We start from the raw sequence: 13,665 nt of genomic DNA, 5'->3' as shown, positions 1-13,665 counted from the left end.
TGGTGGGGCGACGGTAAAACGGCACTGCCCGCTGCCCTTAAGGAATGATTAAGAGCATCGCAATCGCGGCTCTATTTCACGACGCCGCTGCGTTCCCCTCACCCCCGGCCCCTCTCCCGAGAGGAGAGGGGGGGCACGTTCGTGCCTGTGTGCCTGCGGCAGCAAATCGCGGGCCTTCTCCCTCGGGAGAAGGTGGCCGAAGGCCGGGTGAGGGGACGGTGGGGCGACGGTAAAACAGCACTGCCCGCTGCATTTAAGGAATGATTAAGAGCATCACAATCGCGGCTCTATTTCACGACGCCGCCGCGGTAACCCCTCACCCCCGGCCCCTCTCCCGAGAGGAGAGGGGGGCACGATTCAAATTAAGAGACTAGTTCGAAGGCATTCGTCGGAAGTCCGAGTGGAGTTTAAGATAGTTCGCTGACGATCCGGCCGTGGACGTCGGTGAGGCGGAAGTCGCGGCCTTCGTGGCGGTAGGTTAATTGCTCGTGGTCGAGTCCGAGGTGGGCCAGGAGCGTGGCGTGCATGTCGTGCATGTGGACTTTGTCTTCGACTGCCAGGTGGCCGAACTCGTCGGTTGCCCCGTGGACGTGACCGCCGCGAAAGCCGCCACCGGCGAGAAAGTGGGTGAAGCCGCCCGCGTTGTGGTCGCGCCCGGTGCCTTGGGCATAGGGCGTGCGGCCAAATTCGCCGCCCCACCAAACGATCGTGTCGTCGAGCAGGCCGCGACGTTTAAGGTCGGTCAGCAAGCCGGCGATTGGGCGGTCGACGGCTCGGGCATGTTTCTCATGCCGTTCGATGTTGGAGTGCTGATCCCACTTCGGGTTCGCCGTCGGATCGCCGTGTGTCACCTGAATATAGCGGACGCCTTCCTCAGCCAATCGGCGGGCCAACAGGCACTGCCGGCCGTAGTCGCGAGTTTCCTTTTGATCGAGACCGTACAGCGATTTGGTCGCTTCCGATTCTGATTCGACGTCGAGCAGGTCCGGCGCGACGTTTTGCATTCGCCACGCGAGTTCGAGCGAATTGAGCTCGGCGTCGAGGACCGAATCGGTCGGCGAATTCTGCATTTGTGTCTGATGCAGCCGCCGAGAGAAGTCAAAGAACTCGCGCTGCTGAGCGGAGGTCCTTAGATCGTTGGCGAGGTTAGGAACGGTATCGGGTCCGAACGACTTCCCTGCTGAGCCGATCGGCATGGCCTGATGCACCGGCGGTAGGAAGGCGGTGCCGTAGTTGCGAGCTCCGCCGTTGCCCCGAGACGGGCAGATCGTGACGAAGGCGGGCAGGTTTTCATTCGCAACACCGAGGCCGTAACTGATCCAGGATCCCATCGAGGGACGGATCAGGTTCGTCGAACCGCAGTGTAAAAACAGCGTCGACGGACCGTGAGCGATGCCGTTGGAATGCATCGAATGGACGACGCACATGTCGTCGGCATGTTGAGCCGTCTCAGGGAACAGATCGGACGCCCACAATCCCGATTCGCCGTATTGGCGGAACTTCCACTGGGCGCCCATCAGCCGACGGTTTGAAGTTTCGACCTTGCCGGTGTTGGCGATCATCCGCGCATCGTGCATCCCGGTATTTTCGCCGTCGCGACGATTCAGTTCGGGCTTGTAGTCGAAGGTGTCGACCTGACTGGGGCCCCCCTGCATAAACAGGAAGATGATCCGCTTCGCTTTCGGGACGAAGTGCGTCGAAGGTGCGGATGCCGAGGCTGAGTTCGACGCGGCTGCCCGCCGCGCGGCCATGCCGCACAGGGCCAGATTGCCGAACCCGCAGGCCAGCGTTTTCAAAGCCGTCCGGCGATCGTAGGGATTAATACGCATGGTCGAACTCGGTCGAAGTTTTTGGTTCAGTCGAGATAACGAAAGTCGGGTGAGGCGAGCAACGCATGGGCAATCAGGCCCCATGTTCTTTTCACTTCGTCTTCACCAGCGGCCTGATTTAAGACCTGGAGCGAAAGCTCTTGTTCTGCGGCGGTCGGCTCTCGGCTGAGCAGTCGACGATAGAGCAAATTGAGCTGACGCTCGGCCGATTCGCCCGCGGCGTCCTGCGTCGTTATTAATTCCGCCAAACGCTCTGCCCGCTTAATCACGAACGGGGAATTCATCAGGTAGAGAGCCTGCGGAGCGATGACGCTTTCGTCGCGACGGCCGATTGACATGCTCGGATCGGGAAAATCGAACGCGGCGAACAGATCGGGTACTTCATTTCGGAATACCGGGAGGTACATGCTGCGGACATTGGCTTTGAACTCATATCCGTAGTCGCTCTTCACGTCGGGGGTAGGACGACTGTCGACAAAGTCCAGTTCACCGGTTGCGGCGAGCATCGCGTCGCGAATTGACTCAGCGGGAAGGCGTTTCCGTTCGGCCCGACCCCACAGTCGATTGTCCGGGTCAGTTTCAGTGAGCGAAGCCGGGGCCGCGGAGGCTTGTCGGTAGGCCTGCGAGAGGACCAATTCCCGCACGATCGATTTCGTTGACCAACCCTGCTCGACAAAGAGGTTTGCGAGGTGATCGAGCAATTCAGGATGCGTCGGCAGCCTTCCTGTCGAGCCGAAATTATTGGGCGAGCGGACGATGCCTTCACCGAAGACCCACAACCACAGGCGGTTGACCATGACCCGCGACGTCAGCCGGTTGTCGGGCGACGAGAGCCAGTAGGCCAGTTCCCGGCGGCCACTTTCTTCATCCGTCGCTGCTGAAACATCGATAGGTCCGCCGATGCGGGGGACGTCTCGGGGAACGATCTCTCCTTTTAAGTGCACGCTGCCGCGCACGTGGACCGGAAGGTCTTTAATCTTACTTTTCTCGCGCGGGAGCAACATTTGCGGACGCTCACTCCAGCGCGCGTCGAGTTGATTGACCTTCTCCTGTGCGGCGTCGACGGCAGCCTTCGCGGTCGCCTGTTCGGCGGTTCGATCAACATCCATTTCGACTTCGGTCTGATCACTGTTGATCGGCAGGTACTGCACGGCATCGGCGGTGACGAAACCGTTGGCGCCCTCGTTCGCGACAGTGACATAGCCTTGGTTTCCGTCTTCGAAACGGAACGTGCCGAGGCTGACAAATCGCTGATCAATATCGGGAACCTTCGACTGATCGACCCGGATCGTTGTTTCCCCCGCGGCGTGAAGCAGGGTGACGGGGACATTCGTCGCGCGACCGCCACCGGGAATGTAGGCGAAGCGAACCTCGTACTCGCCCGGTCCGGGAAGGTCCGGGGTGAAGGTAATCGTCTTGGTGCCCTGGCCTTCGTTGTCGTCCTGCCGGTATCCCACGCCGATATAACGCTTGCTGTATCGCGAATGCTTCCATTCGCCGACGATTCCGGTGTTTCCGTCCGAGTCATCGACGACGATGCCCGGCAGGGAATTTGCCGCGATAATCTCCGGATCATCGGAGAGTGCGGCGAGCCGATCACGAGCGGCTTTCAATTCTTTCTTTGCAGAATCGAGTCGGTTTCGCACCGACGCGAATTCGGCTTGGGTCTGTTCATCGAGCGGATAATCCGAGGGTTCCCACACGGAAATGTTGCCGTGCTTCATCGGCAATGCGTTGTGGAGGATACCCGCCAGTGAGTAATACTCCCGCGTCGAGATCGGATCGAACTTGTGATCGTGGCAGCGGGCGCAGCCGATCGTCTGTCCCAGAAAGGCCGTGCCCATCACCGAAAGCTGCTCGTCGACGATATCCATCTCCAACTGCCGCTTGTTCTGCTCTTCGAAATTCGTGTTTCCGAGCAGCAAGAAGGTCGCCGCGGCCATTCGCTGGCGACGTTCCCCGAGGGATTCGGTCTCATCGGCAATTAAGTCTCCAGCTAAGTGATCCCTCACGAATTGGTCGTAAGGGCGATCGGAATCAAACGCCTCCACGACGGAATCGCGGTACCGCCACGCCCCATTCAGAATGAAACCGCGAAGCGTGACCGACTCGCTGTAGCGGACGACGTCGAGCCAGCGGCGGGCGAAATGCTCGGCGAAGCGGCGTGAATCCAGAAGTTCATCGACAAGACGCTTCCACTGAGCCGGGTCGCTCACGAGCGGCGCCCAGTGATCGAGTTCATCCGGCGAAGGGGGAAGTCCGGTCAGATCGAAGTAGATCCGACGCACCAGCGTGTGGGCATCGGCTTCGGCGTTGAATTGTCGTCCCTTCGCTTCGAGTCGGGCCAGCACGAACCGGTCGACGGCTTGGCGCACATTTTCATCGGAAGCGACTTCGGGCGGAACGGGTTCCGATACAGGCTGATAAGCCCAAAAAGTATCGAGCAACTCATCTGCCGTTTGAACCGTTTCGACAGTCTCCGAATCATCAACCCGCGGATCGATGGCTCCGTCGGCAATCCATTTTCGCAGCGCGGCGATCTCAGAAGGTTTCAGTCGGCCGTCCGGCGGCATCTGCAGGGCGATATCCTGATAACCGACCGCCCGCATGAGGAGACTGCTAGCAGGTTTTCCGACGATGATCGGCGTCCCCGTGTCGCCTCCTTTGACCCAGCCAGCTCGAGTGTCGAGTCGCAAGCCGCCATCCTGCGAATCAGGGCCGTGGCAATCGATGCACCTGGCGATCAGCAGCGGCCGAATCGATTTCTCGAAGTGCGCCGTTGCGGACGAATCGTCGGCTGATGCCGCCGCGAATCCGCCGCAAACGGTGGCGATCATACCGAAGAATCGACATATCATGCTTGCTGATAGCCGGTTCCGGCATCGAGCTGTGAAACGGGCGGTTTCCATTCCGTCTCTCACTGAGGGACCTATTTGCTCTCACGGTCGGAAAATACCGCGAACAAATCAACAATAGTTGACGCGTCTTCTACCTGAGTCTCTCTGACAGCCCGTTTGGACAACGATTTTGGGGGAATCCCTGAAATCAACGAGATCGACCGTCCATTTCAGCAGATTCCGCACTGAAGTGGGTGAGTAGTCGCCGAATGGAGGACGATTCCGCGATGTCGAGTGATGGTCGAGCAGCATCTCCGAACGCCGAGCAGTTTATCGCTGAACTGGCCCGCCATGAGCGGTCGCTGGGGGCGTACGTTCACGCGCTAATCAATTGTAGTGCCGATGCCGAAGACGTGCTGCAGCAGGGCAAATTGGTGATGTGGCGGAGCTTCGACCAATTTGAATTGGGAACGAACTTTCAGGCTTGGGCCCGCAAGGTGCTTTTTCATCAGATTCTCGCTTACCGCAAGCGGACTAAGCGCGACTCGCTTGTGTTGTCGAATGAACTGGTCGCCCAGGCGGAGCGGGCTTGGGAGGAGAACGCCGACGGTCTTGAAGACCGCACCGGCGCCCTTGCCGAATGCCTCGCCAAACTGGCCGACGATCGCCGGGAGATTATCGCGATGCGTTATCGCCGCGGGCTATCGGTCGAAGAGATTTCGGAGATCAGCGGCCGCACACCGGCCGCCGTATACAAATTGCTGAGCCGACTGCGATCGCAGTTGGCCGGATGCGTTGAGCGAATCGTGCGGCGCAATCCACTCGCCAAGGAAATATGAGGTCGATCGATATGTCAGACAAAGTCATTTCGCCGCCAGACGAGGGAGCCGATGGCGATACCTTGCTCATCGAGCAGATCGACCGTCTCCTCGACGGCGGGCTCCATGAAGCCGAAGCCGGCGTGCTGGAGCAGCGTCTCGACACCGACGCGGCCGCCCGCCGCCTGTTCGCAGAGCGATTGCATGTTCACGGTGCGCTCAAGTCGGAGTTTGCCAGTTCGAATGAAAGTTCGTCTGCCGTCGACAACGGCAATTTCGATATAGGCGAGAGCCAAGAGTCGACTGCCGACGACGCAGGCTTTTACGGGCAGCGCGTTGAAACTGCTTCTGTTGTCGAACAGCAGCCGACGGAAGTTTCTCGGCGTCGCCAGGTGTCTGCGGTCCGGAAGGCGATGTCTTTGCCGGGGGCCGTCTTGATCGCATCGATCGGATCGATCGCCGTCGGTTTGATCGCGGGACTATTCGCCGGCACTGCCAACCAACAAGCGAGTCCGCAACCGGTCGCCCGTCTCGTGTCATCTGAAAACTGCCGCTGGAACAGCAGTTCGCTGCCGACCGCCGCCGGTGCCGATCTTCCCGCCGGTTCGCTCGCATTGATCGATGGCGTGGCGCGATTGCAATTTCGTTCGGGGGCGACGATCGATCTCGAAGGCCCGGCCCGGATCGAGTTGATCTCGCCGATGAAATGTCGACTGGAGGAGGGAGCGCTCGTCGCCACCGTTCCCGAGTCAGCCAAAGGCTTTGTCGTCGAGACCGCCTCGGGCCGCGTGATCGATTACGGAACGCAGTTCGGCCTGAGCGTGCGTGGTGACGCCGCCGACGTTCAGGTTTTCGACGGGCTCGTCGAGGTCGAATCAACGCGGCAAAATACACGAACCGCCGTCGCCGCGGGCAACGGGGCACGGTTCGCCCGCGCCGGTGCCGTCGCGACGTTTCCGCTCGACTCAGAAAGTGAGTCGGGAACCGCATCCGATGACCCGGCTTTGCCGTCTTCGGAAGTGACCATCTCTTCGGGGCGCGGCCTCGGCGCGACCGAATATATCTTCTCGCCGGGTACCGTCGATCACCACTCTTCAACACTGATGCTCAGCAAGAGTGCCGCCGGTAAGACCTATCGCCGCAAGCCATACGTGAGATTTGATTTGGGTGACGTATCCGGAGACGAAATCGCGTCCGCGACGTTGACCCTCTCCTTCGCTCCGACTGGCTACGGCTACGCATCGCGGAGTCCGAATGCCGAGTTCACCGTTTACGGGCTGACTGATGAAACCCGCGACGACTGGGACGCCGATGCGGTCGACTGGCAAAATGCTCCGGCCAATCTCGCCGAGGGGAACGCGCTCGATTCGAAACTCGTTCGGCCCGTAGGAAAATTTACGATTTCGAGCAACGAAACGGCCGGAGTCCGAGAACTGCGTTCGCCCGAACTGGTGGAATTCTTGCAGTCCGATACGAACGGATTGGTCACGCTGATTATTGTGCGTGACACACTGGCGACGGCCGACGATCCCGGTTCAATCGTGCACGGCTTTGCCGGGAATCGGCATCCGACGATCGCGCCGCCGTCGCTGCGGATCGATTCCGGCGGCTGACCGCTCGCCGCGGCTGCATTGCGGTCGGCTTGGTATCGAGTTGAGTTGCTGCCGGTGCGATGGCATGATGCGCGCCTGCGCACTCCTCCTTCGAATCCCACCGCAGGTTCTCACCGATGCGTCCGATCGACACGGCTCACAATGCCGCGAATGCCGCCGCGAAGGTACTGATGAAGTACTTCACGACCGGCACGAGCATGCGGGCCAAACGCGGCGACGAAGTCCCGTACGATCTGGTCTCCGATGCCGACCTCGAAGCCGAACGTACGATCGCGGCGGTCATCCGCGAGTCGTTTCCCGATCACACGATTCTCGGTGAGGAGGAGGAGTCCGGGTCGATCGATGCGGAGCACCTTTGGATCATCGACCCCCTCGACGGCACCAACAACTTCGCACACGCGCTCCCGAATTTCGCCAGTTCAATTGCGTATTACGAGCAGGGACAACCGATCTGTGGTGTCGTCGACGCTCCGGCGCTTAACGAGCGTTTCGAAGCCGAACGCGACGGCGGAGCCCGCCGCAACGCCGAAATAATTCACTGCGGTCGTCAGACGCGGCTCGATCAGGTCCTCATCGGCTGCGGCTTCTACTACGACCGCGGCGACATGATGCGAGCGACCTTGGCGACGGTCGAATCGCTGTTCGGTCAAAATATTCACGGGATTCGCCGCATCGGTAGCGCCGCCCTCGATATCTGTCACGTCGCCGCGGGCCGGTTCGGGGCATTCTTCGAGTACCAGCTTTCTCCTTGGGATTTTGCGGCCGCCCGTTTAATACTTGAAGAGGCGGGAGGCCAAGTCACCGACTGCGCCGGCGATTCGCTACCATTGGCGAAGACGAGCCTGCTTGCGAGCAACGGCCATCTGCATCAGACCATGGTCGCTCTCACCACACCGGGTCAGCGGTCGGTCGCGGTTCCAGACCACGCGAATTGAAATTGCGACGAAGAATGAACTTGTGATGAAGTTTGAGCCGCGCGTGGCGTCGGCGATTGCTTCGCGGAATTTTTGACGAGACAATTCACTTTTGCGGCAGCGGATCGCGCCGGAACGACCGAGTTACTTGAGTGACGCGCTATGGATGCCACACTGCACGAGACCGCCTCACATTCGATCTTTATGGTCGAGCCCCGAGGCGACACATTGGTCATCAGCCCCAAAGGTGAGCGGGCCGGTTTCAGCAATGTCGATTTCGCCGTCGAGTTGAAGCGGATTCAACAACTGTTGGCGTCGCGGCGCTACAAGAACGTGATCGTCGACCTGAGTCTGTCGAACTATTTCGGCTCCGAGATGATCGGCGTCATCAACGGTCTGCTCGAACAGGCTCAGCGGAACGGGGGCCGCGGCGGCGTGTGTGAAATCTCGCCCGACATGATGAAGGGCCTGCGAATCATGAATCTCGATTCGCACTGGCCGATCTACCCGTCTCGCTCCCAGGCCGCTTCCGAACTTGTGAACGAGTCTTTGGGGCAGCGAACTTCTCGCATCGCATTCGGTCGAATCGCAAAAATTGCGATTGCCATACCCGCTATCATTGTGATCGCGTGGCTCGGTTGGTCCGCCGCTTCGATGATCGACCTGCGACCCGAGCGGGCGTTGCACTCCGAAATGCGATCGATTCTCAGGGAGTACCGCCGCGTCAAGAATCAGCCTGCGGGGACCGTTAAGGATGAGGCGATGAAATCACTGGCGTCTCGCACGAAATCGGTCCGCCGGCAGCTTGACGCAGAAGAGCCGAAGACTCCGATCCAGCGCAAACTGTCGTCGGCGGCCGGTCGAATGCTCGGCCTGCTCCTATACGACCAGCCGACCGATACCGGGATTGAACGCAGCGTGCAGGACGAGCTGGAAGCCGCGAAAGCAATGCTCGACGGCAACGCACCGGCCGAGGATGCGGCTAAACCATCGACGACGCCGACCGATGCCCCGGCGGATTCTCAGGAAGAGTCAGAGCCTGAACCGGAAGCCGGCTCCGCCACGGAATCGGCAGAGGTTTCTGCTTAATTCCGATGTCATGAATCATGTATTCCTTAATTCCGAAGTGGTTGACGACTACGTCAAGGCCGCCGGAATTAAATATAAAGACCTCGCGAAACGGCTCGGCTTTGAAGACGCGAGGCACTTAAGATATCTGCGGTCGCGAAAAAACTATGCGTCGTGGAACACGGTCGTGTTGCTCGCCGATATCTTAAACGAAACCGTCCCCTGGCACGGCCGCGATCGAGCGATTACTCCGCTGCAATTAATCGACGGCCTGACCGACCCCGGCGGCGTCTATAAAAGGCTCATCGTCGCGACCCGTCTGGGCGGGCTGGAGCCGATTCGTGATGCCGAACATCTGCAATGCCCTGATGCCATCTGGGAATGCGTGGGGGAAGGAGAATTTCCTCTGTTTCGGAAGTTTGAGCCCGTTGACGGGCGAAGTGCTCCGGAGTGGTTTTTCGAAACGTTCTTCTCGCTTTTCGAATATGTCCCGTCGCCGGACGAGTTTCAATTGCTGCAGCGAGAGGACGATTTCGTGGTCGTGCGAACCTGTCCTTGGCTCCGGCATCGGCAGTCGGGCCGAACGCGGTCGTTCGCATGCCGAAGTTCTTTCCGCCTCGATGCGGCCGAACGTATTACCGAAATGACGATTACCTTCGACGAAAGCCCCGAATTGATCAGGTTTTACGAAACGGGCCGCTGATCCCGCCGGTTATCACTGCGCTCGACCTGAAAAACCTTTCCGCTCTTTTCGCGGTGATCGACCGGGGCCGTAAACTGCGGCGCATCCGCCCATCAATTGCGATTACTCGTTGGATGGGCCTGAGAAATCACATCGAATTTCTCGAAGTCGGTCATGCCACCAGTTTGCGGAGAATCAACAATGAGCCGTCCCGAAGAACAACCTTCACCTCCGGAAACCGAGCAGCCTGAACATTCCAGTCGCGTTCTTGCGGAGCACGCTCGTCAGAGACGCAATGCGGGTGAGTCAGACTCCTCCGAAGAAGTCTCGCCGCCCCAACGACGGACAGTTATCGACTTCGTTCTTGATCCCCGGACCATCCAGTGGCTCATGGGAGTCGGTGCATCGCTGCTCGTTTTCGGGCTGGTATTGTGGCTTTGGTCTTCTGGCATATTCGACAACCCCGCCGTGGCTGCGACCGCGCTCGGATTCGGCAATCTCGTCGTTCTTATTGCCGGCATCGGACTCGTCAGAAAGACTCGTTATGAGACCGCCGGTCGAGGTCTTGCCCTGCTGGCATCAGCCGTGATGCCTTTAAATCTCTGGTTCTACGATTCTCAAAATCTGATCGCGATCGAAGCGGGCGGTCAATTGTGGATTCCGGCGACGATTATCTGTCTCATCTACGCGGTCACTGCCCGATTAATACGCGACCCCAACTTTGCGTACGCCATGGTCGGTGGTATCGCGATGACCGGTTTGCTAGTTCTCGCCGACCCGCGCATTGGAAAATTCTATGACCTGATCGCGCCTCCCGCGTTGTTGACGGTTGTGGGCCTGATTTCGCTTCATGCCGGCCGATTCTTTCCACGTGAAGATCCCTCGGCTGACGGACACACATTCGGCCGAGCGTTCGCCAACGCGGGCTTGATCGCGATTGTCTTTGGCGAACTGATCTTACTGACCTGCCACATCGGACATGTGGCATACAGTGCGGAGTCGGGGCGATTAATAACATTCGACTGGCCGACGTTTGGTCACGCCCCTCGCTTAAACTTGGCGGCGCTCCTGATTGCGGTGTCGGGCATTTACGCCCTGGTCTACCGGAACGCGGCCGTCGTCCGCGACCGCTTTACGCCCCTGTTGGTCTCAGCGAATGTGCTGTGGGCCACCGCAATTCTTGCCGACATGTTCGCCGTTCCGACCTCGGCCGAATTCTTCATTATCCTCAGCAGCCTCATCGGATTGGCATTGGCCGTCGCCGGCCGGCTGGGTCTGTCGTCCAATAAAGTTTTTGGCGACGTTTCGTTGACCGGAAACATTCTGATGCTTGTCACCGGGATTGCCTCTGCCGTCTTCACGGTCGATCAACTCATCGGCGATGAGGCTTCGCTGGCAACTCTGAAATTCTTGCTACCAATGGCCGGAGTGCTGGGCCTTGGATGTCTTTGCCCGACGAACGTCGCCTGGCGGCAATCATTGATCGCAGCCGCCGCCTCACAGGTGGGCCTTTCATTAATCATATTGCACAATTTCAGCGAACTAAATCTTTATCAACGGTTGGAGGTATTGAGCATTTTGATCGGTGTCGGCCACCTTTTGTTCGGCCATGTCGGATGGTCGCGTGAAAGAGAGGACGAGCGCGATGTCAAAGTGACATACGCGTTCACTGTTGGATCATTGCTAACCATCGTGCCGCTCTTAATCGGAATGATTCATGCAAGGCTTCGACCGGACGAAGTCGGTACCGCATGGAGGGTTGCTCATGAGATTGCGCCACTTGTCTTCGGACTGCTATTGCTTGCCGCAGGTCTTATGACGCGGGTGCGGGTCACCACATTGGCCGGTGGTGTCGCCCTCGCGACATATGTGCTTAGTCTGGTTTTTCACATTCAGTTGCCCGAGCAACTGCAAACGACGGCGGTTTACCTGATGATCGGTGGAGGTGCGTTTTTCACCGCCGCCGTCGTGATGTCGATTTATCGTGATCGTCTCGTTAGCGTGACCGAACGCGCCCGAAACCACGAGGGTGTGTTCAAAGTGCTGTCGTGGAGGTAGTCTCATATCAATCATGCTCCTCCAGAAGCGTACGGTCTTGATGAGACCTCTATTGCCGTCGTTTATCTCAACGCAATTCGAGCCCTGACCATTTCCTGGACGAGGGCGGTTTGGCGTACGATTTCTTCGGCGAGATCTGTAACGGAGTTGCCGTAGCCGAGACGGCGGGCGAGGAATTCGAATTTTTCATCCGCCGTCGACGGCACCCTTAAATAGCGGACGATGCCCCGCACCAGGCGCGAGCCATCCCAGCGAAAATGATTTGGCCAAGTGCAAGGCAAGAGCAATTAAAGACGGTTGCCAGTAACTTGTACATTGCAAGAAATGCACTGGATTGACGGCCCGTACTATAATCATTGTCGCGAAATACGTGAGATCGTTATGAAAAGTCTTATTTGCCTTGCAATTTGCCTGTCCGTGTCGTTTTCCGTAGCGGGGGCTGGTGATCCGCAGGGGGTGCTACGAACCGACGTAAGCGTGAAAGAGTTTTGCGCTAAATTGAAAGGAGGTCTGAGTGAAAAAAGTTTCGTAAGCCGGGATCAATACTTAGAAGCAACAAAAATCTTGGAAAAATGGGCGAAAAACGGGATCCAGACCGGTGATTTCCTGGCATTTGCCATTTCGGACGAAAGGAAGTCGGCCTTCGGCGGCTATATTCTGACGACTATGCATGAGCGCGACGCCAGAGAGCATGCATTGCTTTTCAGCAAGAAAGGCGGAGGAGAAGTAGTCAGCGTAGCGAAAATCGGTGAAAAGGTTCCAGCCGGGACGGTCTATGTCGGGAGGAAAGAACCGCAATTAGTCATCCGATTATTGAAAGTATTGGTGCGGGCCGAAAATTCTGAAGAGAAAGATCGAACGAACCAAGTCTTTCCCGACACGCTGTCCAGAATCCCTACAATTACTGCTTCCGAACAATGGACGACGGACCTTTCAATAGTAAGTCTTGCGGGGAGCGATAGCCGAGCTACTGTTTATTTGGTTGATGACAACGAACAGGGGCTGTTATCGCAGTATCGCGAAATTGATTCGAGAATTAAGGAGGTAATGACAAAGATGGCGAGCCGGAGTCTGGAGAGTCGACTCAGTTCGCTAGAGAACGCTGCTCACCTTTTTCGCAAGAGAGGATCGACGCAGAGATCAGAAGCTGACTTGCAGATGGCGAAACGAATTAAAACGATGATTCCCGAGCTCCGAGATAATCCAGAAACCCTACTGGCAGAGGTCAGACTGATTGGTGCGATTGGATTTGCGGACGAAGCGCTTTCGACGAAAAGACATCCGCAGCTAGACCCCGCCATCGTCTTGTTATGGGCCGGATTGCCTGAGCAGGTCAAAGGGATCGCGCTGCGTACCGGAACACAAGAAGTCATTGAGCAGGTTAGTCTTCCGGATGACTCGATCAGCGACTCTTCTTGGCGAGTTCGTTCCGATTTCGTGCTGGTTGGTGATAGAGAGGTTGATATTCTTGAAACCGCAAATATTGCCCAGCCGGCGGGTTGGTTGGAAGACGACATTGAAATACAACTGATTCTGATCGATGATCGACGAAGTAATAAAATCCCCCTAAAGTATGTTACTGAGCGAGCAGTAGAGTAAGGCGCAGGATGGCCTTGTTGTTGCCAAGGCGTGGCTGCCGTCGAGCTCGCAAAGCCGCCGCTAAGGAAGGAGAAGTTCGGAGGGCCGAAATCAGAATTCCAATCGATACCGCTTTCAACCAAATGGCTGGACGACGGTGGCGAAATGTCGCTCTTACTTAATGACGGGAGCCGTACGAACCGTGTGCGGGTCGAGTTGGTGAAGCAGCAATTATCTGATTGACCGGCAATTGAGGCGATCTTTCGAT

General features: G+C 57.9%; 9 protein-coding genes. 7 read left to right on the top strand and 2 right to left on the bottom strand.

Annotated elements, in window-relative coordinates:
• Window positions 1-407 precede the first annotated feature (407 nt).
• The gene (locus tag Pan189_RS04705; protein ID WP_145362804.1) at window positions 408-1,829 is read right to left on the bottom strand and encodes a DUF1501 domain-containing protein; all 1,422 of its coding nucleotides are present in this window, start codon (window positions 1,827-1,829) and stop codon (window positions 408-410) included.
• Window positions 1,830-1,855: 26 nt separating this feature from the next.
• Window positions 1,856-4,666, bottom strand: coding sequence for a DUF1553 domain-containing protein (locus Pan189_RS04700; protein ID WP_310821087.1), 2,811 nt, complete (start codon window positions 4,664-4,666; stop codon window positions 1,856-1,858).
• A 269-nt stretch (window positions 4,667-4,935) separates the two neighbouring features.
• On the opposite strand from Pan189_RS04700, the gene Pan189_RS04695 reads away from it, so the two are divergent.
• The 7 genes from Pan189_RS04695 (at window position 4,936) to Pan189_RS04665 (ending at window position 13,418) form a co-directional block, all read left to right on the top strand.
• Window positions 4,936-5,505: a sigma-70 family RNA polymerase sigma factor gene (locus Pan189_RS04695; protein ID WP_310821086.1), complete on the top strand. Its 570-nt coding sequence runs from the start codon at window positions 4,936-4,938 to the stop codon at window positions 5,503-5,505.
• Window positions 5,506-5,516: 11 nt separating this feature from the next.
• Window positions 5,517-7,097: a DNRLRE domain-containing protein gene (locus Pan189_RS04690; protein ID WP_310821085.1), complete on the top strand. Its 1,581-nt coding sequence runs from the start codon at window positions 5,517-5,519 to the stop codon at window positions 7,095-7,097.
• Between the two features lie 116 nt (window positions 7,098-7,213).
• On the top strand, window positions 7,214-8,032 hold the full coding sequence (locus tag Pan189_RS04685; protein ID WP_145362801.1) for an inositol monophosphatase family protein: 819 nt from the start codon (window positions 7,214-7,216) through the stop codon (window positions 8,030-8,032).
• Window positions 8,033-8,173: 141 nt separating this feature from the next.
• Entirely contained in the window at window positions 8,174-9,100 is a 927-nt protein-coding gene (locus Pan189_RS04680; RefSeq protein WP_145362800.1) for an STAS domain-containing protein, read from the top strand.
• Window positions 9,101-9,110: 10 nt separating this feature from the next.
• Window positions 9,111-9,782, top strand: a complete 672-nt coding sequence (locus Pan189_RS04675) for a hypothetical protein (RefSeq protein ID WP_145362799.1) — start codon at window positions 9,111-9,113, stop codon at window positions 9,780-9,782.
• Between the two features lie 180 nt (window positions 9,783-9,962).
• Window positions 9,963-11,819: a hypothetical protein gene (locus tag Pan189_RS04670; protein WP_145362798.1), complete on the top strand. Its 1,857-nt coding sequence runs from the start codon at window positions 9,963-9,965 to the stop codon at window positions 11,817-11,819.
• A 381-nt stretch (window positions 11,820-12,200) separates the two neighbouring features.
• Window positions 12,201-13,418 carry a hypothetical protein gene (locus Pan189_RS04665; RefSeq protein ID WP_145362797.1) on the top strand — a complete coding sequence of 406 codons (1,218 nt, stop codon included), beginning with the start codon at window positions 12,201-12,203 and terminating at the stop codon, window positions 13,416-13,418.
• Window positions 13,419-13,665 lie beyond the last annotated feature (247 nt).

This window comes from Stratiformator vulcanicus, from assembly GCF_007744515.1.
GTDB classification, from domain to species: Bacteria; Planctomycetota; Planctomycetia; order Planctomycetales; family Planctomycetaceae; genus Stratiformator; species Stratiformator vulcanicus.
The sequence above is the reverse complement of the archived record's forward strand: the minus strand, read 5'-3'. Positions and strand labels throughout refer to the sequence as shown.

Coding starts and splice junctions, on each gene's coding strand:
- Pan189_RS04685 (WP_145362801.1), top strand. CDS start 7,214: ATGCGTCCGATCGACACGGCTCACAATGCCGCGAATGCCGCCGCGAAG.
- Pan189_RS04695 (WP_310821086.1), top strand. CDS start 4,936: ATGGAGGACGATTCCGCGATGTCGAGTGATGGTCGAGCAGCATCTCCG.
- Pan189_RS04705 (WP_145362804.1), bottom strand. CDS start 1,829: ATGCGTATTAATCCCTACGATCGCCGGACGGCTTTGAAAACGCTGGCC.
- Pan189_RS04680 (WP_145362800.1), top strand. CDS start 8,174: ATGGATGCCACACTGCACGAGACCGCCTCACATTCGATCTTTATGGTC.
- Pan189_RS04670 (WP_145362798.1), top strand. CDS start 9,963: ATGAGCCGTCCCGAAGAACAACCTTCACCTCCGGAAACCGAGCAGCCT.
- Pan189_RS04675 (WP_145362799.1), top strand. CDS start 9,111: ATGAATCATGTATTCCTTAATTCCGAAGTGGTTGACGACTACGTCAAG.
- Pan189_RS04700 (WP_310821087.1), bottom strand. CDS start 4,666: ATGATCGCCACCGTTTGCGGCGGATTCGCGGCGGCATCAGCCGACGAT.
- Pan189_RS04665 (WP_145362797.1), top strand. CDS start 12,201: ATGAAAAGTCTTATTTGCCTTGCAATTTGCCTGTCCGTGTCGTTTTCC.
- Pan189_RS04690 (WP_310821085.1), top strand. CDS start 5,517: ATGTCAGACAAAGTCATTTCGCCGCCAGACGAGGGAGCCGATGGCGAT.